A 20,428-nucleotide genomic window follows, 5' to 3' on the forward strand; every position below is an offset into this window, starting at 1 on the left:
TCTGTGGCGCGCGGGGCCGTCGCACTCAGGGGCACAGGGTCGCCAGAGCCTCGATCTCCTGGAGTTCCGCCGGGGTCGGCACCCATTCCAGCGCGGACGCGTTCTGCTCGACCTGCTTGGGCGACATCGCTCCGGCGATCACCGGACCGCAGGTGGGTTGTCCGGCCAGATAGCCCAGAGCGACCTCCAGGGAGGTCCTGCCCTGCCGCTCGGCCCAGTCTGCCAGCGCGTTGACCACTGCCAGTTTCTCCGGCGTCACGTAGTCGGAACCCATCCCAGCGAAGCGGCTGTTGGCCGGGATGTCGTCGAGCGTGCGGTACTTGCCCGTCAGCAGGCCGTTGGCGAGCGGCCAGCACGGGATAATCCCGATGCCGTAATGGGAGGCCGCGGGCACGACCTCTGCCTCGATGCGGCGGTCCAGGACTGACCACTCGTTCTGCGCCGACACGTACGCGGTGCACCCCAGCTCGCGCGCCGTGTGCTCGGCGAGCGCGATCTGCCAGCCCGCGTAGTTGGAGCTCCCGATGTAGCGGACCTTGCCCTCCGTCACCAGCTCGCTCAGGGCCGCGAGCGTCTCCGAGACGGGCGTCACGGGATCCGGGGTGTGAATCTGGTACAGGTCGATGTAGTCGGTGCCGAGGCGGCGCAGGGACCCCTCCACCGCCCGTCGGATGTAGGACCGGCCGCCCGGCGCTCCCGCCGCCGGACCGTACCCCATGTCGATTCCGCCCCAGCCGAACTTCGTCGCGATGACGACCTGGTCCCGGCGCCCCTTTAGAGCGGAACCCAGGAACTTCTCCGAGTAGCCGCCGTTTCCGTAGATGTCGGCCGTGTCGAAGAAGGTGACACCGGCGTCAAGAGCGGCTTCGACTGCCTGTCCGGATGCGTCGGCGTCAAGCCGGGCTCCGAAATTGCTGCATCCGAGCCCCAGTTGGGACACTGTCAGACCAGAGCTGCCGAGGGGCAGGTACCTCAAGGTCCATCAATCCTCTCTTCATCAGCACGTCACGCGTCGTACGGCCGTCCTGGTTGGGATATGTCGTCAAGCCTGCCCGGCCTGCAAGAGCCGCTCAATGAGACGGAGTGATGTCGACGGACATGTCGGCGACCGCGGCGGCAAGGGCCGCGTCGCACTCCTCGGCCGTGGGTGCGGCGACGATAGCGTAGCCGCACCGCGCCATGTAGCCGCGTGGAGGCAGTGCGACCTCCGTCCCGGCCGCGAGGAGCGGGCCGGCGTCGACGAGGTGCGGGTGCGATTCCGCGCGGGGCAGGTCCACCGCGTTGAACGTGCCGTCCCGGTCCGCGTACACGATCTGGTGGGCGGCGCTGCCCCGGACGCGCCGTTCGAGATCGGCGGGCTCACCACAGGCCACCTGGGCCGCGATGGAGGCGCCGTCGAGGCCCGTCGCGAGCCTGGCCAGATGGGGCACGAAGTCACCAGCGAGCCTGCCGTTGACCTCGATGATCACCGGTCCGTCGGCGGTGAGTCTGATCTCGGTGTGGGTCATGGCGTTGCGCAGTCCGAGCGCGGCGAACGCGGAGCGCACCGTTTCCAGCACCTCGGCGTCGTCCAGCATGGAGTCGTCGGCGTTGATGGTCTGTCCGGTCTCCTCGAAGAACGGATGCGGGCCGAATCGCTTGCGGACGATGTACAGGGGCACCGTGCGCCCGGAGATCACTGCCGAGTCGACGGCGATCTCCGGGCCGTCCAGGAACTCCTCGACCAGGGCGCCGCCGCCGTGACGGGCTGCTCCGACGCGCGCGGCTGTGGACGCAACCCGGTAGCCCTCCTCGATGTCCGCGGGTGAGCGGACCATGATGACGCCGATGCTGCCCGCCAGTCCGCGCGGCTTGAGGACCACCGGATAGCCGAACTCGGCGGCGACCGAGGCGGCTTCCTCCGCCGAGCGCGCGAACGCGTAGCGGGGCTGGCGGAGTCCGGCGTCAGTGAGCAGACGCCGGGTACGCTCCTTGTCGCGGCAGTTCTCCGCGGCTCCGGGGCCCAGGGAGGGCAGGCCGAGGCCCTCGGCGATCTGGCTGGCCGCCGACAGGAACATCTCCTCGAAGGTGAGCACGCCTCCGATGGTTCCCGACGCCGCCACCTTGGCCACAGCGTCGGACAGGAAGGTGATGTTCGGACTGACTCGGGCGGCATTCAGACTGGGGATGACCGTATGGCTCGCGATGTACTTGGTCTGCCACGTCGGTTCTCTGTCGGTGAGGAGCCACACATTGCGTCGGGAGAGTGACCGGAAGAGCTCCTCCCGATATTCCCGAGGTCCGCTTCCGATAACGAGAAGATAGGTCTCCGCCGGCATAAACTCCCCAGTTACTAGAAAGTTCCCCAACCGAGAAGAACAGCACCCTGGCCTTCTCAAGCGAACCAGTGCTTTCCGGGCATCCGCCAAGTGAAGACGGGCGGCGCCATCCAGCTCACATGATCAGACGCTACGGCTCATTGCCACTCAGGTGCAACCGAGTTGAGCGCGCCATTGTGACAAAAACGTGAAGCCGGGAAGCCGCGTTCCGGGCAAACTGGTTGATATATTCACCAGTTCCAGCTCGTGGAGGCTGGAGACGGAACCAAACCACCTCCGTTTCCGCGCGGTGAACTTCGCGTTGACGACACGAAACCGCCGCACATTTGAGGCGATGGGGTGTCAGAAGCACTTGGAATGTCCGCTGTTGACAGTCACTCAACTTCTTCGCTGTCACTCTGGCATTCTGTCCCGCCATGGCTATGATCGTTCGGGCGCGGTCACGCCCAGACCAGGGCTTGCCCTCCGAAGTTCTGTTGGGCGATCGCCGCCGTCACAGCCCGCTTCACACGACAGCCCGCAGCCCTGCAACTGCCCGGATGAGATAGTCCAGCTTCTTCGAACAGGCGGTGATCAGCTCTTGATGCTGCGTACACCCAGTGACATGGATCGAGCGGGAACCCGGCCGACCGCCTCGCTCTGTTCTCCTCTCGCTGCCCCGCTCACTCGCATCGCGTGCGGCCCCATGAGCAGCACATGATCAAGCTCCCCGATCGTCCGTTCCAAACGGCCAGCCCGGAAAGCGTGACCATGCACACAGAGCAGACCATCCGCTCCTTCCGTCAGCTCGACCCTGGCATCCTCGGGCCCGACACCGCCCTCGTCACCTTGTTCAGCGGTGGACTGGACAGCAGCTACCTGTTGTTCCGTCTGCGGAATGCAGGATTCAGGAATATTCACGCGCTGAGCGTCAATCTCGGCGAGGACGAGACCACGCAGGACAAGGAGCGCATTGCCGAAGAGTTCGGCGTCCACCTCCACATCATCGACGGGCGCACGGCCTTCGCGGAGGAGTTCGTCAGCGCCGCTGTCAAAGCGCAGGCCGTCTACCTCGGCACCCACCCGGTCAGCTCGACGCTTAGCCGCCCCCTCATCGCCCGATATGCGGTGAGCCTGGCGCAGGACCTGGGCGCCACGGCCGTACTGCACACTGCGAACCGCTCCCAGAACACCTTACGGCGGCTGAACGGCGCCCTCGCGCTGCTCGGCTTCGGCGGCTGGTACGGGAGTCCGTACGACCTCGACCCCGTCGACCGCGAGCAGAAGGCCAAGGAACTCAAGGCGGTTGGCCTGGGCCGGATGAGCGAGCGCGTCGTCAGCGGCGACTCCAATCTGTGGTGCCGCGAGTTCGAGTCCGGGATCCTCGACGACCCCGAGGACCACGCCGTGCCGGAGCACATGTACCGCTGGAGCAGGGCAGCGGCCGACCGAGCCCCGGAGACGGTGGAGATCCGGTTCCACGAGGGAGTGCCGGTCGCCGTCGACGGTGTCCGCAAGCCGCTGCTCGACCTCGTTGCCGACCTCAACCCGCGCGTGGGCGCCTTCGGCATAGGCCGGTTCAGCGGCCTGGAGCATCTCGACCACGGAGAGAAGGTGCTTGAGATCAGGGAGATGCCCGCCGCCTGGCTGCTGTTGCGGACCTATCGCCACCTGGAGACGGCCACCTTGGAGGCGGAGACGATCCGGGAGAAGATGCACCTCGAACAGCTGTGGGTCCGCGAGGCCCTCGAAGGTCGCTGGTACGGCGAACTGCGCGGTGCGTTGCAGGCGTTCATCGACAGGTGCGCGCAGCACGTCAGCGGATCGGTGTGCTGGCGGCTGACGGTCGGCAGCGCGGAGACGCGGTCCATCGTGGCTGACCGGCCCCGCTATCTGCGCGACCGGGAGAGCTGGGAGAGGGATGCCATCAGCGCGGAGAGAGCGCCGTGGCGCATGACGGGGCTGGCCGGTTCGGGTACCGGAGCAGTCTCCGCCATCGCCGAACACTGAGAGCGGTCGCGGCGCTTGAGCACTGATAGATCAGCCTTTGGCTGCGCGCGGCCGACCGCCTGCCGGGTCAGCGGGCCGGGGCGTCGGGGTGCTGATCGAGCCAGGCCAGGCCGGCAGGGTCGAGGTGGTGGCGGGCGCGGGTGACGGCGACGTAGGCCAGGCGGGCCTCGTCAGGGTCGATGGGGCCGGGCACGGGGCGACCCTCGGCGTCGAGTTCGTCGGTGTCGGCAGGCGGGGTGAAGTCGGCAGCGATGCGCACCTGGGGCCATTCGCGGCCTTTGGCCTTGTGGGCGGTGGAGACGGTGATCTGGGCGTGGGTTTCGGGGACCAGGCGGTTGACCGCCTGGAGGATGGCGTCGGGGCCGTGGTCGTCGACAAGACCTACGAAGGGCTGGAGGTCGGTGCCGGCGGGGTCGAGTTCGGCATAGTCGCGCAGTTCGTTCCAGGTGGTGAACAGCACCAGTTCGGGATGGTGGGTGCGCCGCCCCTGGACAAGGTCGCGGGCGGCCTGGGCCAGGGCGCGCAGGGCCTCTCCCCCGCCGGCCAGTGCGGTGGGGGTGCCGGCCTGCTGGAGGGCGAGGATTTCGGTGACGGCGCCGATGTTGGTGCGGCACAGCACCGCGCCGGTCCGGTGGGAGTGGGGGCCGATGACGGTGAGGACGTCGGCGCTTCCGCTGAGCCGGATGGGGGCATTGGCAAGGGTGAGCCAGCGGTTGGCTTCGGCGGCGAGCTGCGGGCCGAAGCGGAAGGACCGGGTGAGGGTGAGGTGGTGGCCGGTGAAGCCGGTCATGACGTCGCGGGCTCCGCGCCAGCCGTAGATGGCCTGGGCCGAGTCGCCGACCATGACGATCTGGGTGCGCTCTCTTTGGGCCAGGACGATCTGTTCGAGGACGGGGTTGGTGTCCTGCGCTTCGTCCAGCAGCAGGAAGTCGGCCTCGAGGACGGGCTCGGTCAGGGCCCACATCTTGAGGTAGTGGTCGTGCTCGAAGCGGACCGTGCCCGCCGCGGGGTCCTGCAGATCCTCCCAGGCTTTCGCGGCGTACGGCAGGAGCAGGCCGGCGAGTTCGGCGTGGGCGGCCTCGGTTTCGATACCGCGCAGGTGCGGCACGTGGTGGTGGGCGAGTTCGGTGTCGGCGGACTGGCAGTAGCGGGTCACGGTGCGCAGCACCGTGTTGGACAAGGTGGCGGGCAACAGGTCGCGGCCCAGGATGCGTACGGGGGTGTTCAGGCCGAGGTCCGCTCCGATTTTCCAGCCGGGCCGGCGGGGGCTGTTGAGGCGGTCGCGGTAGCGGTGGCCGAGGGCGGCGTAGGCCAGGGAGTGGGCCGTTTTGCACTGGACGGTTGAGGGGAAGCGGGCGGCGGCGTCCTGGGCGATGGCGCGGTTGAATGCGAGGTAGCGGCCGCGGCGGGTGGGGTTCTGCTCGGCGAGGAAGGCGAGCGTGGAGGTCTTTCCGGTGCCGGCGCCGGCCTGGATGACCAGGTGGTCGCCGCTCGTGAACGCCTCGAGTGCGGCGGCCTGTTCTGCGGTGGGGGTGAAGTTCATGGATGGGGTCTCCGGAAGCCGTGGCAGACCGCGGGTGCGGGCATGCGGGACGGACCTGCATCGGCCGATGCAGGTGCCGGAGTGAAAGGTGGCAGCCGTTGCGCCGGTCTTCGGGGCGTGTCGCGCCTGACGCCTTCGAGAGGGTGACGGAAAGGGAACGCCAGGGCTGTGCTCGTACGGATGGGCGGGTGCGGGGTCCCGATCGGGTGAGGATTCTCAGCGGGCCCGGGGTTCGCCGTGCGGGGGTTCGTGGCCGGTGCACAGGGGGGCGAGGAGCTCGCCCAGCGGGAGGCCGAAGGCGTGGGCGAGGGCGTGCCAGGTGGCCAGGGTGCCGATGGTGCGGCCCTGCTCGATCTCGATGAGGGTGCGCCTGGACAGGCTGCTGCGGGCGGCGAGTTCGTCGTAGCTCCAGCCGCGCTCGGCGCGCAGCCGGGAGAGGTCCTGGCGCAGCGCCGTCGGGTCCGGGTCCGGCGGCGGGAAGATCGTCACCTGCCCATCCGATGGCGCAGACCCCCACCCTGACAGTGCAGATCCCTGCCCTATTTGCGGGCGCCGGGCAGGGCAGAGCTCTGCACTACGGTGTCCGCTCGTCACCCCTCCCCCGGCGGCACCCCGACCCCGCCCTCACGACATGGCCGAAGGGATTCCATGGTCCTGCCCGCACGCGCCTGGAGCGTGACCATCAGCGCGCACGCCGGACGTCCGACCGTCACCTGCAGCGCGTGCCGCCCCTTCGCCGCCCAGCCGGGCATCCCGGTGCCGCGTCAGGCGCGCCGCCACCTCGCCGGCCATCTCCTCGACACTCCACTGCCCGCGCACCTGCGGACCTGTCAGTGCCGTGAGCACGGGTGCGTCTGGCACCGGCCGCCCACTGCCTGCTCCGGACCACTGGTGCTGCTGCTGATCTGCGGCGACAACGGGCGCACCTGGCGCCTGGCCGACGTCTGCCGGGGATGTTCCCGCTCGATCCCCCGCGCTGCCGCCGTCCCCGAACCCCCTCGTGCCGCCCCGCTCACCTCCTCACCTCCGCCTGCAGAACTCACCGCCGACCACGGCGAGTGGGTGGAAGCGCTGTGAGACAGCCCGCACCCGGCCGCCCACCCGCATCCGCGGTCGCGTCACCGTGTCCGCCCGCCTCACGTGGGGTGCGTCCTGTCCACCGGGCACAAGGCGGTGCCCGTCCCCAGAACCAGTGCGAGCCCGGCGTATGCACGGCGGCCGCGGACGGTCCCGTGGCAGTTGCGGGCCGCTCACCGGCAGCAGCCCCGCCCCGGTACCGGGAGGCGGTACGGGACGGTTGGTGCCACGCCGTGCCCGCGCCGTGGCTGCGCCGGATCGGGTGGGCAGCCTGCGCGTGTTGCCCACCCGATCCGGTGGGTGCGCGCCCGGCCCCGCTTCCCGTACCGGGACGGGCCGTTGGAGCACCCGACAGCAGTCGGGCGATCCGAAGGAACCGCGGTGGCAAGGGACTTCTTCTGTGAGCGGCTGGTGCTCACATCGGGCGGCGGGGTGCGGGAGATCGATCTGGCCCACCCGGTGGTGTGCGTCGTCGGGCCGATCGACACCGGCAAGACCACACTGGCCGACTGCATCAAGTACGCGCTCGGGCTGCCCGTCGCCTGGCGTGAGGTGCCCGGGGAGCGCCTGCAGACGGTGACGCTGTTCGTGCGGATCGAGGGGATGCGCATCGGGCTGCGACGCTCCCTGGTCCGGGACGTGTCCGACGTCGAACTCCTGGACAGCAACGGAGGCGGCGTCGAGGAGATCCTCGACGTGGAGCCGAAGTCGGACAGCGATCGGCGGGTGGTGGGCGAGGTGCTGCTGGACCTGCTCGGCCTGGGCGAGATGTTCGCGCCTCCCTCCGCCGTGGCCCTGCTGGGCGCCGGGGCACGGCTGACCTTCGAGCAGTTGTACGCGATGTGCTACCTCACCCAGGACGTGGTGGACGGCACCGAGTCGGTCAGGGGCAAGGCCAACACCGCCCAGTCCTACCGGACCGTGGTCGAGCTGCTGCTCGGGCTGACCGACGGACCGATGCGGGTACTGACGGCCCGCAGGGACGAGTTGACGCGCACCCTGACCGACCTGAGGCGGCGGACGGAGACCATCAGCGCGTTTTTGACCGGCAGCGCCGCCGGCCTCGAGACGGAGCTGGCGCGCTCGCGCGAGGAGGAGTGCACGGCACTGCAGCGTCTGGAGGAGTTCAAGGGCCGGATGCGGGCCGCCACCGCACACGCCGACCCGCTGCGCCGCCGCGTCCTGGATGCGGAGCAGGTGCTCGAGCGGTGCCGGCGTGCGGTTGCCGAGGGCGAGCACGCGCTGGGGCGCCGGCAGCAGCAGGTACAGCAGCTGACCGACCAGCGCGCCCACGGTCCCCAGCCGTGCTCGCCCTGCCCGGTGTGCCGCGCCGATCTCACCGTGCGGCCGGTTGCTGAGGGGGACTGCCCGTTGTGTCTGAGCGCGCTCGATCCCGCCGTCCTGGCGCAGGCCCTGCATGCGGCGCAGGACGCGCTGGCGGCGGCGGAGCGGCAGCTGACCGAACAGGTCAAGGCCCACGGCGAGGCACAGACCGCCTGGGAGCAGGCCCGCATCGAGCTGGATGCCCGCACCCGGGAGGAGATCAGCCCGCTGGCCGCGCAGATCGAGCTGCTGGCCGCGGCGCATGCGACGGCCCGCACCCGGACCACGCTGCTGGAACGGGAGCTGGAGCCGCATCGTCGGCTGGCCGAGCTGCACCGCTCCGTCCAGACTGCCGAGGACGAGCTGAAGGGCGTGCGGGAGGAGATCCGTACCCGCAAGAACCTGCTGGCCCACCGGCGGACCACGCTCGGCGAGTTCGAGGAGCACTTCACCGAACTCGCCGGCTCCGTCGGCCTGCCCGGCGATCCGGGCGCCCGGCTCAACCACACCTCGCTGCTGCCGCAGGTACGCGCCGGGAACCTCACCAAGGTCGGGCACGGGGTCCGCTGCGCGATCAACGTGGTGTACCGGATGGCGTTCCTCAGCTACGCGCTGGTGACCGGGGCGACGGACCTGCCGTCTTTCCTCGTCACCGACTCCCCCCGCAAGAACGTCGGGTACGGGGACGACGACCAGGAGCTCGTCGGCCGGCTCTACACCCACTTCCTCGATCACATCGCCGGGGTGCGCGGCGGCGGTGCGCTGCGCACCCGGCCCCACCAGATCATCATCGTGGACAACGACCTGCCCCAGCTGCCCAAGCGCCTCCTCGACCAGATGCACGTCATCGAGCTGAGCCGGGACAACCCGCTCGTTCCCTGAAGACGGCGGGCCAGGCTGGCCTGCTCGCGATCCGCGGAGCCGACCGGCGAAGGCGGAAAATGGGTCGAAGTACCCTGAACAGTTCACCTGCTCCGGGTAGGCTGCGTGCAGAGCCAGTCGCCGCGGGCAGCTGGAAGTGAAGCCGGGCGGCCCGGGGTAGACCGGGAGTCCGGCTCGGCGCATGTCCGGGCCGGGTACCCGGCCCGGCGCCTGGTCTTGGTGGAACAGAAGTCCGGGAAACCTGGTCTTCGGCGGCACCGCTTCGCGCGCCTGGCCGGCATCTGGTGCCGGTACAGGCTGAGGCCTACCGGTTGCCGCGCGAGAGTGTCCGTTCCCCTGCCGCCCTGGTGGCGGCGGATTGATCAAAGGTCGTGGGGTCATGGGCCCAGATCGCCGCGGTGACCTTGCGCATGACTGCGGTGGGTTCGGTTGGTGCTGGGGCGTTGGGTGCGACGGCCTCGGGAACGATGATCGCCGTCTGGGTGGCGCGTTGCCGGCGCTGGCCCATCAGCGGGCGGAGCGCGTCGACCAGTTCAACGGTGGCGTAGTGGTCGGCGGGCAGGACGACCGCGTCAAGATCGGGGGGCATGGGGTCACTCGCGCGCTGGCAGCGGATCACCGGCTGGTTGTGCTGCTGGCGGGTGGCGCCTTGCGGGGGTACGACGATTTCCGCGTCGAGCATCAGCACGGCCAACTGGCAGGCGAAGGCTTCGGCCTGTTTCAGGTCCTCCAGTACGGCTACGACGCGGCGCAGGTGGTGGAGTCCGATGAGGTGGGCCGCCCCGGTGGCTTGAGCGCGCCAGCGCATGGGTGAGTTGCTCCAGCGCGGACCGGGCAGGGGCGGCGGCTGGGGGACGTGGATCTGCATCCACTGGTAGGGGCTGAGCAGCCCGTCGGCTTCGAGTTCGGGCCGTTCCACGGTGTGCTGGTGGATGCCGAAGATCGGCTGGTTGGGCATGTTGACGGCCCAGGCGTCCCGCATCTGGTCGGCGTGGACGGGGAGTTGGTGGGGGATGCAGGGAGTGGCTGTCAGGTAGAGGCGCTGGTGGGCGAGGATGCCGTCGTCGTAGTGGATCGTGGCGTACGGATGGCGCTCGTCGATGATGCCCTCGGCGGTGCGGTGGGCTTCCTCGACGATCAGGTGGTCCCAGGGAGGCAGGTCGTGGTCGCGGTGGCTTTCGGCGATGAGGGCTGCATCACGATAGCGGGCCAGGACGAGGGATCTTGAGGGCTGGCTGGCCATCCAGTCGGCCAGATCGCCCGCACTGGTCAAGGTGGTGCCTGCGTTGCCGTTGCGGGTGGGCCGCATGTTGAGGGCGGCCAGCGGCCCCTGGCGCACCGTGCGCCAGGTCTTGACCACATGGTGGAGGTAGGCCACGTCGGGGCCGAGGACCAGACAGGCGGGGCTCGCGGTCTTGCTGGCCAGGGTCGCTGCGATCATGGTTTTGCCTGCTCCGGCCGGCAGGCTGAGGAGCTGGCGCCGGCCGCCGTGGAGCAGCACCTCGGAGAGTGCCGAAGGTGCCGACTGGCGGTCGGCGATCCAGAACGCCGGGTGGTGCCTGCTGGGTTGGGCGAGATCGGGCGGCGGCATGGGCTTGGCGGTGCCGGCCGGTGGCGGGGCGTTCGCGGGTGGCGCGGGCAGCGCGGCCGGGGCGTTGCCGCATGCGAGTCCGGGGAGCCATTCCATGGCCAGGGCTTCGACGGAGTCGATCTCTTCGCGGCTGAGGAGTCCTTCGCCGACCAGGACGCGCAGGTCGGCGATCCACCGGCCCAGTGGGAAGCGGGTGCCGCCGTGGTCGTCGGCGTAGCCGGCCGGGACGCGCAGGTGCTGGTGGCGGCGGAAGAAGCGCCGCGCGGCCCGCAGGCCCTGGGCGTGGGTGCGGGCCTGGCGGCCGTGAGGGCGGCGCAGGGCAAGGGCCAGCGGGTCGTGCCGCAGGGCAAGCGCCGCGAGTTGGCTCTGCTGACCTTTGGTGAGGGTGAGGAAGACGTCGAACTGTTCGTCCAGCCAGCGGGTGAGGTCGTCCGCGTGGGCGGGCAGCGGGCCCGCCGGGATGGTCAGGCGCCCGGCTCGGGCGCGGGTGCACATGCGCTGCCATTCGCGGGGCCAGGAGGGGTTCCAGTACGGGTCGATGTCTTTGAGCGCACGTTCGTAGGCCGCAGGCAGCGTGCCCTCGGCAGCGGCCTGGCGCTGCTCGGCGAGCCACTGCCCCAGCGGGCGGCCCCGGAATCGGTGTGCGGGCTCGGCGAGCAGGTGCCCGTGTTCGCTCGCGTAGGCCTGGGCGAGGTGAAGGTAGTGCTCGGTGCTGTCCTTGGGGTGGCTCCAGGCCATCTTGCAGGTGGCGAGGGCCGCGGTGCGGGCCGGGGGAAGGTTGCCGGCCAGTTTGAGGGCGCGCTGGTAGCCGAGCCAGCAGCCGAGGTGGAACCCGTCGGCGTCGATGTAGTTGCTGGGGACGTGCAGGTGCCCGTGGTCGTCGAAGTACCGCTGGGCGGCGGCCATGCCTTTGCCCCAGACATCCGGCTCGGGCTCCATGATCCGCAGCATGAGGTGGGGGGCGATCTCCCGCGCGCGGGCCGGACGGATGGCGATGTCGTTCTGACTGAGCCGGCTGGCGGGGCCGCTGACGGGCAGGCGGACGAACACGTGCTCGTCGTACGCCCGCAGAGCGATCATCACCTGGTGCAGCAGGTGGTAGGGGGTGCCGAAGGTGGCCTCCTCGGGGCGCTGCCCTGGGCCGAACACCACGGGAATGATCAAGGTGGCGATCTTGTCGGAGCCCGGGGCGAGGCGCAGCGCACGGCCGACGGCCTGCACGATGTCGATGGTGGAGCGTTTGGGGTCGGCGAAGAGCACGGAGTCGGCCAGCGGGAAGTCGACGCCTTCCACGCACAGCCGGACGTTGCACAGCACGTTCAGGTCGCCCAGGGTGCCGCGGGCCGGCGCCAGGCCGGGGCGGGCGAACCGGTCGGTGCGTTCTTTGCGCAGCGCCCGCGAGTGGCCGGAGTGGATGGCGGCCGTCCACAGGCCGTCGGCATGGCGGCCGGGGAGGCTGGCGGCGGTTTCGGGGAGGGTCTCTGCGAACGCGTCGCACTGCACGATGCTGCGGCTGAAGACGACGGTGCGGCGGATGCCGTGCCGGGCGCGCGCCTCGAACAGGGCCAGCTGTCCGGCCGCGACGCGCATGGCATCGCCTTGGGGGGTGCGCAGGCAGCGGCGGCCGTTGGAGGCCAGTGCCGCGCGCAGCTGCGGGTCGTGGATCTCCGGGGCGGCGATGCGGTAGTCGGCCAGCCGGCCTTCGTGGATGGCCTGGGCGAGGGAGTAGCGGTAGGCCACTTTGCCGTAGAGGGTGACGTCGTCCATGGAGGCGACCGGCTCGGCGGTGATGCCTTTGTTGATGTCCCAGATGCGTGGGGTGGCGGTGAGGTAGAGCCGGTGGCGTGCGGGGATGGCGTCGTTGTCGTGGATGATGCCCCAGCGTTTGTTGCGGGCGCCGGCGGTGCGGTGGGCTTCGTCGACGACGATGAGGTCCCAGCGCGGCAGCAGGTGCTGATGGTGAGCCGGGGGGAGTTTGTGCAGCGACTGGTAGGTGACGAACACGCTCGTGGGGCCGTCGGCGGCGCGCAGCCGGGCGGTCAGGTCGGCGCCGTCTCGGGTCAGGGTGAGGACCCCGGCGAGCGCGGCTTCGGATGTCTCCTTGTCCGAGCACAGTCCCAGGTAGGTGCCGCTGCGGCCGGCGTTGTACCAGACGCGGGCGGTCTGGTGGAGCAGGTCGAGGGTGGGCACGACGACCAGGCTGCGGCTGTTCGGGGCGATTTCGTGGGCGATGTGGACGGCCAGGTGGGTCTTCCCGGTGCCGCACGGCATGACGACGAGTTGGCGTTCGGCGCCCATGGCGAAGGCGTTGAGGACGCAGTCGGCGGCGTTCCGCTGCGGCGTCCACAGCTGGCTGGGCAGGCGGGTGACGGCATCGTGCAGCACGGGCGGCTCCCCTCTGGGGCCGGCGCGGTGGGGATCCCCGGCAGGATGCCGCGTGCCGGGCGTGGCGCGGGCTCGTCCGCGTCCGTCTGTCACCCGTGCGGGTGAGGTTGATGGGCAGGGCGCGGATGGCGTGGTAGAGAGGGGCGGCGGTCGTGGGCCGGCAGGTCACGGGCGCGGTGGGCGAGCGGCGGTGCGGCCGATACCGGGGCGCAAGGAGGGTGGGGCACGGTGTACGGCGGGAGACTGGCGGCGCGGCGTGTGCTGCTGCTGGCGGGTGAGTCCAACGCGTCGTATCTGTCCCGGGTGGCCGCCGCGCAGGGGGTGTCGGTGGACTTTCTGCTCGGCGAGCTGGGTGCGGGCCCGCCCGGGCAGCAGGCGCTGGCGCCGCATCTGGCGGAGGTGTTCCTCAGCCGTGCCGCCGTCGACCGGCTGGCGGTGATGGTGCGGATGGACTGGCCGCAGCTACGCCGGGCGCTGCCGCATCTGCGGGAGCCGCATCTGCTGCCGGGACAGCAGGCCCGGTGGGAGTGGCCCTGGCAGCCGCTGCCGCACTATCTGGTGCCTGCCTGTCCTCTGTGCGCGGCCCGGCGCGGCGCATCCGAGACGGCGGTGTGGCTGGTGTGGCCGGATGTGTGGACGATCTGCCGGCGGCACGATCGGTTCAGCCATGTCCGGCAGACAGGCACACAAGCGGTCGATGTGCGGCGGCTGCCGGAGACGGTGCGCGCCCACCGCGTGCGGCTGCGCCTGGAGCGGCGGTGGGGGCCGGCGGGGGCGTTCTTGTCCGCGGATGCCTTCGCGATCGTCGGATGGTGGTGGCGTCGCTGCCTGTTCGGGCCGGTGTGGCAGGAGCGGGCGCGGCGGGCGCACCTGCAGCTGACGGATCCCGCAACGGCATGGCTGCTGCTGTATCCCGAAGCGGTACAGATGGCCCGGCTGCTGCTGCGCCATGAGCGGCGGCGTGCCGTGACGTCGGCCTCACAGTGGGGTCGGGCCGAGGCCGAACTGGCAGCAGCCGGCTCCGGGTTGGCCGCCGCGGCGGGGGTGTCCGCGGGGCGATGGCAGGTACCGGTGGCGGAATGGCTGGCGCTGCACCATCGCTGCGACGCGCCCGCCCGCCTGGAGGGCTTGGTGCCCGGCCGCGACGGGCCGGCGCCGTGCGTGAGCGCCGTGGTGCATCACAGCAGTAATGAGCAGGGCGCGTTGGAGGACCGGTGCTGTCTGCCGTGGGAGTGGAGCGACCCGTCGGTGCCCGTCTGACCCTGTGTTCGCGCGAGCGCCCCGCCCTGCGCATTCCGCGAGTGGAACATGTGCTCGACTCATCGCTGGTTCGGGTGGCTGGCGGTGAAGTGCCCTGCCCTCAGGGTCGGGTGGGCCGATGCTGGCCGGGGCTCTTTGCGTGGCCGTCCGCCACGAGGTTCAGGGGGTGGGAGCGTGCCCGTGTATGCCCGGGACATCACGGTCGTGTACGTCGACCGTTTCGGGCGGCAGCAAGCCCTGCCGGTTCAGCGGGCGAGCCGTATCCCGTTCGAGGAGTTGCCGCCGTTGCGGCCGCCGGTGGCCTATCCGGGACGGACCTCGTTTGTCACCAACGCCGCGGCCCCGGTCGGCGGCCAGGCGCTGGCGTGTTCCTCGCTGCGTGAGCTGGCCTGCTCGATGCTGCTGGATCGCGACCCGCAGCCGGGGGTGCGCAGCGCCGGCCCGATGGAGCTGCACTGGAAAGGCGAGCGGCAACACCGTGTGCGGCCGGCGTTTGTCGCCCGGTGTGCGGGGCACCGCGAGGTGGTGTGCGTGCAGCCGTCTGAGATCACGAAGCAATGGCGCCTGGAGCAGGACGTGTTGGCCGTGGCGGCCGCGGCCGCGGGCTGGCTGGTGCGGGTGATGGTGCCCCCGCAGGGCCTGGAGCTGGACAATCTCACCCTGATGCACGCGGCCCGCGACGCCGTCGACTGCCCGGAGCGGCTCGAGCTGCTGCTCGACCAGGTGCCCCGTCCGCGCCGTATCGCACACGCCGTACGGGCGGCCGGACTTCCGCTGCTCAGCGGCGTGGACCTGGCCTACCACCTGCTGTGGAAGGGTGCCCTGCTGTTCGATCCCGGCCGCCTGCTCACGCCCGCCACGACCGTGTGGCGCGCCGCCGGCCCTGGGGCACCGGCGTGAACGGGCACCGTGGGGAGCCGCCCCCGCTGTGGGACAGCCTCGCCCTGGGGGACACCGTGCGCTATCGCGGCGGGACCTGGAACGTCATCGCCTTCTGCGGGCCCCATGTGTATCTGGAACGGCCCGGGCAGGCCGCAGCGGATCCTCTGGTCATCGTGCAGCGGGCGCTGACGGCGGCGCCGGACTTCGCCGTCGTCAGCCGGCCGGCAAAGCGGACCGTGCTGCCGATGCGGGTCGGTGAACTCAAGGGCCTGCCGCGTGCGCTGCGCAAGGAGGCGCGGCGGTGGGAGCGGCACGTCAAGGAAGTCCTGCACGAACAAGCCCCCTGGATTGCAGCCGACACCCCACCCGCGGCTCCTGCGTTCGACCCCGGCCTGCACACCCTGAAGCAACGCTGCCAGGCCAAGGCCGACCAGCTCACCGCGCTCGGCCACCCGGTGTCGGCCGCCACGGTGAAACGCAAGTGCGCCGCGTGGCGGACGGGCGGATTGATGGCGCTGGTCGACCAGCGCAGCCTGCGCGGCGAGTCCCTCACCGGGCACCTCGACGCGAAGGTGATCGACCTGGTGTGGGAGGTCCTGGACGACGAGCGGGAAACCGGCCGCTCGCCGGGCACACTGTCGCGTCTGATCGACGACGTGAAGCATCTGATCTCCACCCGCCACGCGAAGAACGGCACGGTCCCCAAAAAGTGGCGCTGCAGCCAGGCCACCTGGTACCGACTGCTGGCCGGCCTGGGCATCACCGCCGAGAACGCTCATGCCATGGCGGCGGCCCGGTCCGCCGACAGCGCCCACACCGCCAGCTGGTACACCGGGCGTCCGGCGACCCTCGCGCGCTGGCCCGGTGAGCTCGTCCAGATCGACACCACCGGGCTGGATGTCCTGGCGATGGGCGATGACGGGCGGGTGATCTCGGTGGAGTTGACCATCGCCATCGATGTCGCCACCCGCAGCATCATCGGCGCACTGATCGTACCCAAGCGCCACCGGCGCGGCGACGGCAACGGGCGGTGGATCGCCGGGCGGGCCACCCGGTCCTTCGACACGGTGCAGGTGCTCGGGCAGGCCCTGGCGCCGCTGCCGGCCCGACCGGGCTGGGGCCCGGAGACCCTCATGGAGGGATCCGCCCTGCCGTACGAGGAACTCCTGGCGGCCGACGAGCGGTTCGCCGGCTCCGCCGCCCGCCCCGTCATCAAGCCGCACACCGTGGTGATCGACCATGGATCGCCCTACATCTCCGAGGACTTCACCCGGGCCTGCCTGTCGCTGGGCATCCAGGTACGCAAGGCCCGGCTGCGCACCGCGATCGACAAGGCCATCGTGGAGCGGGCCATGCGGGCCATCAAGTCCGGGTTCAGCCAGTACCTCGCCGCCTACACCCATCACCGTCTGGACCTGCGCGGAAAGAAGGTCCGCAAGCAGCTGGTATGGACGATTCCCCAGCTGCAGGACCTGTTCGAGCAGTGGATCGTGCTGCACTGGCAGCAGACCCCGCACGGCGGACTGCGCAGCCCCTTCCATCCCGGAGTGAAGGTCTCCCCCAACGTCATGTACGCCGCCCTGGTGGCAATGCGCGGCTACCGGCGCATCAGCCTGACCGAGACCCAGACCCGCAAACTGCTGCCCGCCTGGTACGTGCGCGTCACCCGCAAGGGCTTTCAGCTCAACAACCGCACCTACAACCTGGACCGGGGCGGCCTGGACGCCTTCCGCGGCCCCTCCGAGCTGGCCTGGCTCAAGGGCCGCTGGGAGGTGCACTGCTCCCCCAACAACCCCGAATTCGCCTGGCTGTTCGACCGCCGGGCCGAGGAGCGGGGCGAGGACCCGTGGGTGGAGGTGCCCTTCATCCACCGCCGGCTGCTGTATGACCAGTGGACGGAGGAAACATGGGATCGGGCCGTGCGCATCCATCTGGACCGGGGCGGCAGCGTCCGCGACGAACTGGCCATCACCCGGGTCCTGGCCGAGCTGCAGCGCACCCTGGCCGACGGGCCGCAGCCCGGCACCGCCCCGCCCACCGCACCGCAACCGGCCCGGACAGCTCCGCAGCGGCCGCGTGCGCCTTTGCCGCAAGCTGCCACCAGCGTTGAACTGCCCCCGCTGGACATCGAGTCGGTGCGCCCGTTCCGGTCGCTGGACCGGCCCGCACGGGATCTGTTCGACACCCCGGAACCGGTGCGCGGCGGCGCCCAGAGCCTCGAGGACTTCCTCGCCTCACTCCCCCAGGTCCCGCCCCCCGACCCGGACGACAGCAGTGACAGCAGTCTGCCGCCGGATGGCCCCAAGTCCCCGCCCGGAGAGCGATCATGACGGCCCAGACCCGCGCACCACGCAGCCCTGCCGCCCGCCCCGCAGCGCCCCTTTCGCCGCGGGACGCCACCAGCACCGTGCACGCCTGGAACGCGCTGGTGCGTGAGGACCCCGCCTCTCCCCCACCGCTGCCCGCCGCCCCGCCCCGCGACGTCACCGAAGACGATCCGCGGGTGCGCTACCACGCCCGGCTGGGGCTGGTGGAGACCACCGACATCCGCAAAGGCCTGCTCACCGCGCGCCGTCTGCTGCGGCTCAACGGCGAGCGCCGCCACCCCTGCCCTCACATCGCCATCGACAGCGACTGCCGCGGCACGGGCAAGCGGACCCTGCTGCACCACATCGGCCTGGGCTTTCAGGGCCGCCTGGAGCAGCTGCACGGCATCGACGACACCGTCATCCCTGTGGTCTGCCTCAACACCCCGCCCGACCCCGGCGCCCCGGCCGACTGGTCCGCCGCCATGGCCACCTTCCTGGGATGGGACCTCTACCGCTGCAACACCGAAGGCCAGCTCGTCCCGCGCATGAAGGACTTCACCGGCCCCGCCCTGCACATGCTGCGCACCAGCCGCACCCGCCTGTGTCTGATCGACGGCATCGACCGGCTGCCGACCGAAGACCTGCAGCCGACGTTCGACCTCTTCGACTACCTCGCCGACGAACTGGGCCTGACCGTCTTCTGGAGCGGCATCGGCTCCAGCGACATCCTGCGCGAGGCCCGCACCGCCCGGATCCCGGCACTGCGCCGGACCGGCCAGAACACCGCCGCGCTGCGGCCCCGCGCGGCGCCCACCCTGTGGGTCAACCGGCTCCCGCCGCGCAGCGCGGAGCACCCCGACGAGTGGGTCAGCGCGCTCGCCACCCTCGACGGCAAACTGGTGCTGGTCCATCACACGCCCAACACCCTGCTCAAATACCAGAAGGCGCTGTACCGCATCACCGACGGGCTCATGGAACACCTCGCCCCGCTGATCGGCATGGCCGCCCAGCTCGCGATCCTCGACCACACCGAAGCCCTCACCCCCGACGTACTGCGAGACGCAGCCGCCTACCTCGACCTGCCCGCCGGCGATGACCTCGGCAGTCTCTGGGTGAGCGATCGCGAGCCGGAGGCCACGGACGCCCCCACCGCCACAACGGACCGTACGGTGTGAAGGCGTTGTGGCAGCCGGCTACTCGTGAAGGGTCAACGCCGCCCGCACATAGGTCGTCCGGCCGGCCCAGATCGCACCGTCCACACACGTCGGATCAGCCATCGGCCCAGTAATGATCACAGCGTCCCCCGCCGCGGCCACGGCCCGCCGCCACGCTGCCGTCGTCGGCATCGTCCCGTCGTAAAAGCACAGCCCGTCCGGGAAGGACACACTCAGCATGTCGCCGGGCAGACGCAGCTGCGCACTCCAGCCGGCCGTGCGCTCAGGGGCGAACAGAGTGCTCGTCGACAGACGCTTCCCTCCCGCCTCGCGCACGAGAAACTCCACGACGTCCGCCACCTCCACCTCGCCCTGCGCGGTCTCCATCTTCATGGTCATCGGCTGCAGCATGAAGATCACAGCCTGATCGGCGAAATTCCCGCTCTGCGCCCTCAGTTGCATCCCACCGGGAGCGATGTCGAGCGGCTCCTGGCTTCGGGGATGGTCCGCGCTCAGCGCAGCCACCAGCGCCACGGCCGTATCGGCCGCCTCCCGGGCCTGCCGCACCGTGCAGTCCGCGCTCGTGACACTGCGCATCGGCGCTCCGTCGGCCCACAGCCGGGCAAGTCCGCGAAACGCGGCCGTGGTTCGGACCACAGCATCCGCCCGCTCACCGTCGTCCAGAAGCTCCGCAGGCAGCGCGCCGTAGACTTCCGAGGCGATCACACACGACCACTCCACCAGCTTGCCGACCGCTCGAACGTCCCTCGCCACACGATCCAGCAGAACAGGCCGGCACCCCTGACAGCCGTCCAGCGTCACGTCGTACAACTGGTCCATCACAGCAGCCCGAGTCCCGATGTCCGGCACGTCGCACTCCGAGGGCGCGACGAACCGACGCACACGGTCACCCGCGTGATCGTGCACGTGATCGGCGGCAGCGACGAGCTTCTCCACAGCCCCTCCCAAGCAGTCCAGTCCGTCCAGTCCATCGTCTCGACGCTCCAACAGTCATCACCCAAAAGCTGGGAAACCATCACACGTCGACCGATACTTCGGTAGAGGACCAACAGGACGGCGCGCGCTCACCGCGAACCCCGCCCCGCCGAGCGCCAAGCCCTTGCCCCTCCGACCCCAGCGACAGACCCCGCCACAAGATCGAGCCCGCCCCGAGCAGGACCCGGACCTCCTGAAAATCTCACCGGAGTTGCACCCTTCTCAATCAACCTGAACGCAGCAGGTCAGAGCGCATACAGGGGAACACACCCGTTCTCATCTATCTGCACCCAAGCAGCTCACAGAGCTACTCAGAACGCACTCTCGATGAGAAGGCACAGCTGGTGAAGGGCGCTGGCCGTCCATCATCGCAACTGAGACTGTGCTCCGGGGGCCCGGAACACTGTCTGGGCGCCGGGGCGGCACCTTGTGTCGATGCACTCCGTCGCTGGGTCTTGAGTTCTTCTCTGCGGTCCTGGTTGCCGGGGCGAGCAGGAGCTGGCTGCTGTGCCAGGTGATGGCGTTGCCCACTGGCTACGATGCCGCGAGTTTGATCACTGCCTGATGTGGCATCACCTGATGCGCTGTCCGTGGACGTCTCAGAGTGGACTAGCGTCTGGGTCGTGAACCGCCCCGGGTTCGGTGGAGATCTCAGTTGGTGGCTGTGAGCTGGGGTTTCGTGGTTGCTCGGTAGTAGTTGGCTTCGTATTCGACGGGCG

At 70.3% G+C, this 20,428-nt stretch carries 13 protein-coding genes; 7 read left to right on the top strand and 6 right to left on the bottom strand.

What is annotated here, in order from left to right; all coding sequences use genetic code 11:
* Nucleotides 1–25: 25 nt before the first annotated feature.
* The gene (locus ACFWN1_RS21020) at nucleotides 26–976 is read right to left on the bottom strand and encodes an aldo/keto reductase (protein ID WP_384364029.1); all 951 of its coding nucleotides are present in this window, start codon (nucleotides 974–976) and stop codon (nucleotides 26–28) included.
* A 94-nt stretch (nucleotides 977–1,070) separates the two neighbouring features.
* Nucleotides 1,071–2,075: an ATP-grasp domain-containing protein gene (locus tag ACFWN1_RS21025; RefSeq protein ID WP_384364031.1), complete on the bottom strand. Its 1,005-nt coding sequence runs from the start codon at nucleotides 2,073–2,075 to the stop codon at nucleotides 1,071–1,073.
* A 993-nt stretch (nucleotides 2,076–3,068) separates the two neighbouring features.
* Between ACFWN1_RS21025 and ACFWN1_RS21030 the strand changes: the two genes are divergently transcribed.
* Nucleotides 3,069–4,307 (top strand): argininosuccinate synthase-related protein, encoded by a 1,239-nt coding sequence (locus ACFWN1_RS21030; protein ID WP_384364053.1) that lies wholly within the window; start codon nucleotides 3,069–3,071, stop codon nucleotides 4,305–4,307.
* A 67-nt stretch (nucleotides 4,308–4,374) separates the two neighbouring features.
* Here the strand turns inward: ACFWN1_RS21030 and ACFWN1_RS21035 are convergent, their stop codons facing one another.
* Nucleotides 4,375–5,850, bottom strand: coding sequence for a UvrD-helicase domain-containing protein (locus tag ACFWN1_RS21035; RefSeq protein ID WP_384364033.1), 1,476 nt, complete (start codon nucleotides 5,848–5,850; stop codon nucleotides 4,375–4,377).
* 216 nt (nucleotides 5,851–6,066) lie between these two features.
* Nucleotides 6,067–6,339 (bottom strand): helix-turn-helix transcriptional regulator, encoded by a 273-nt coding sequence (locus ACFWN1_RS21040; protein ID WP_384364035.1) that lies wholly within the window; start codon nucleotides 6,337–6,339, stop codon nucleotides 6,067–6,069.
* A 159-nt stretch (nucleotides 6,340–6,498) separates the two neighbouring features.
* On the opposite strand from ACFWN1_RS21040, the gene ACFWN1_RS21045 reads away from it, so the two are divergent.
* Both ACFWN1_RS21045 and ACFWN1_RS21050 read left to right on the top strand, forming a co-directional pair.
* Entirely contained in the window at nucleotides 6,499–6,927 is a 429-nt protein-coding gene (locus tag ACFWN1_RS21045) for a hypothetical protein (protein ID WP_384364037.1), read from the top strand.
* 381 nt (nucleotides 6,928–7,308) lie between these two features.
* On the top strand, nucleotides 7,309–9,132 hold the full coding sequence (locus ACFWN1_RS21050; protein WP_384364039.1) for an ATP-binding protein: 1,824 nt from the start codon (nucleotides 7,309–7,311) through the stop codon (nucleotides 9,130–9,132).
* Nucleotides 9,133–9,436: 304 nt separating this feature from the next.
* On the opposite strand, the gene ACFWN1_RS21055 is transcribed toward ACFWN1_RS21050, so the two are convergent.
* The gene (locus tag ACFWN1_RS21055) at nucleotides 9,437–13,108 is read right to left on the bottom strand and encodes a Helicase associated domain protein (protein ID WP_384364041.1); all 3,672 of its coding nucleotides are present in this window, start codon (nucleotides 13,106–13,108) and stop codon (nucleotides 9,437–9,439) included.
* A gap of 228 nt (nucleotides 13,109–13,336) precedes the next feature.
* Here ACFWN1_RS21055 and ACFWN1_RS21060 point away from each other — a divergent pair, with 228 nt between their 5' ends.
* The 4 genes from ACFWN1_RS21060 to ACFWN1_RS21075 all read left to right on the top strand — a co-directional run bounded on the left by ACFWN1_RS21060 (nucleotide 13,337) and on the right by ACFWN1_RS21075 (nucleotide 18,734).
* Nucleotides 13,337–14,368 (top strand): TniQ family protein, encoded by a 1,032-nt coding sequence (locus ACFWN1_RS21060; RefSeq protein ID WP_384364043.1) that lies wholly within the window; start codon nucleotides 13,337–13,339, stop codon nucleotides 14,366–14,368.
* Nucleotides 14,369–14,542: 174 nt separating this feature from the next.
* The gene (locus tag ACFWN1_RS21065) at nucleotides 14,543–15,268 is read left to right on the top strand and encodes a hypothetical protein (protein WP_384364045.1); all 726 of its coding nucleotides are present in this window, start codon (nucleotides 14,543–14,545) and stop codon (nucleotides 15,266–15,268) included.
* Nucleotides 15,265–17,580, top strand: a complete 2,316-nt coding sequence (locus ACFWN1_RS21070; protein WP_384364047.1) for a hypothetical protein — start codon at nucleotides 15,265–15,267, stop codon at nucleotides 17,578–17,580. Before ACFWN1_RS21065 ends, ACFWN1_RS21070 begins: the two co-directional genes overlap by 4 nt.
* Nucleotides 17,577–18,734 (top strand): hypothetical protein, encoded by a 1,158-nt coding sequence (locus tag ACFWN1_RS21075; RefSeq protein WP_384364049.1) that lies wholly within the window; start codon nucleotides 17,577–17,579, stop codon nucleotides 18,732–18,734. Before ACFWN1_RS21070 ends, ACFWN1_RS21075 begins: the two co-directional genes overlap by 4 nt.
* An 18-nt stretch (nucleotides 18,735–18,752) precedes the next feature.
* On the opposite strand, the gene ACFWN1_RS21080 is transcribed toward ACFWN1_RS21075, so the two are convergent.
* Nucleotides 18,753–19,670, bottom strand: coding sequence for a hypothetical protein (locus ACFWN1_RS21080; RefSeq protein ID WP_384364051.1), 918 nt, complete (start codon nucleotides 19,668–19,670; stop codon nucleotides 18,753–18,755).
* Between the last annotated feature and the right edge of the window lie 758 nt (nucleotides 19,671–20,428).

This window comes from Streptomyces sp. NPDC058459, from assembly GCF_042721685.1.
Taxonomy (GTDB): domain Bacteria; phylum Actinomycetota; class Actinomycetes; order Streptomycetales; family Streptomycetaceae; genus Streptomyces.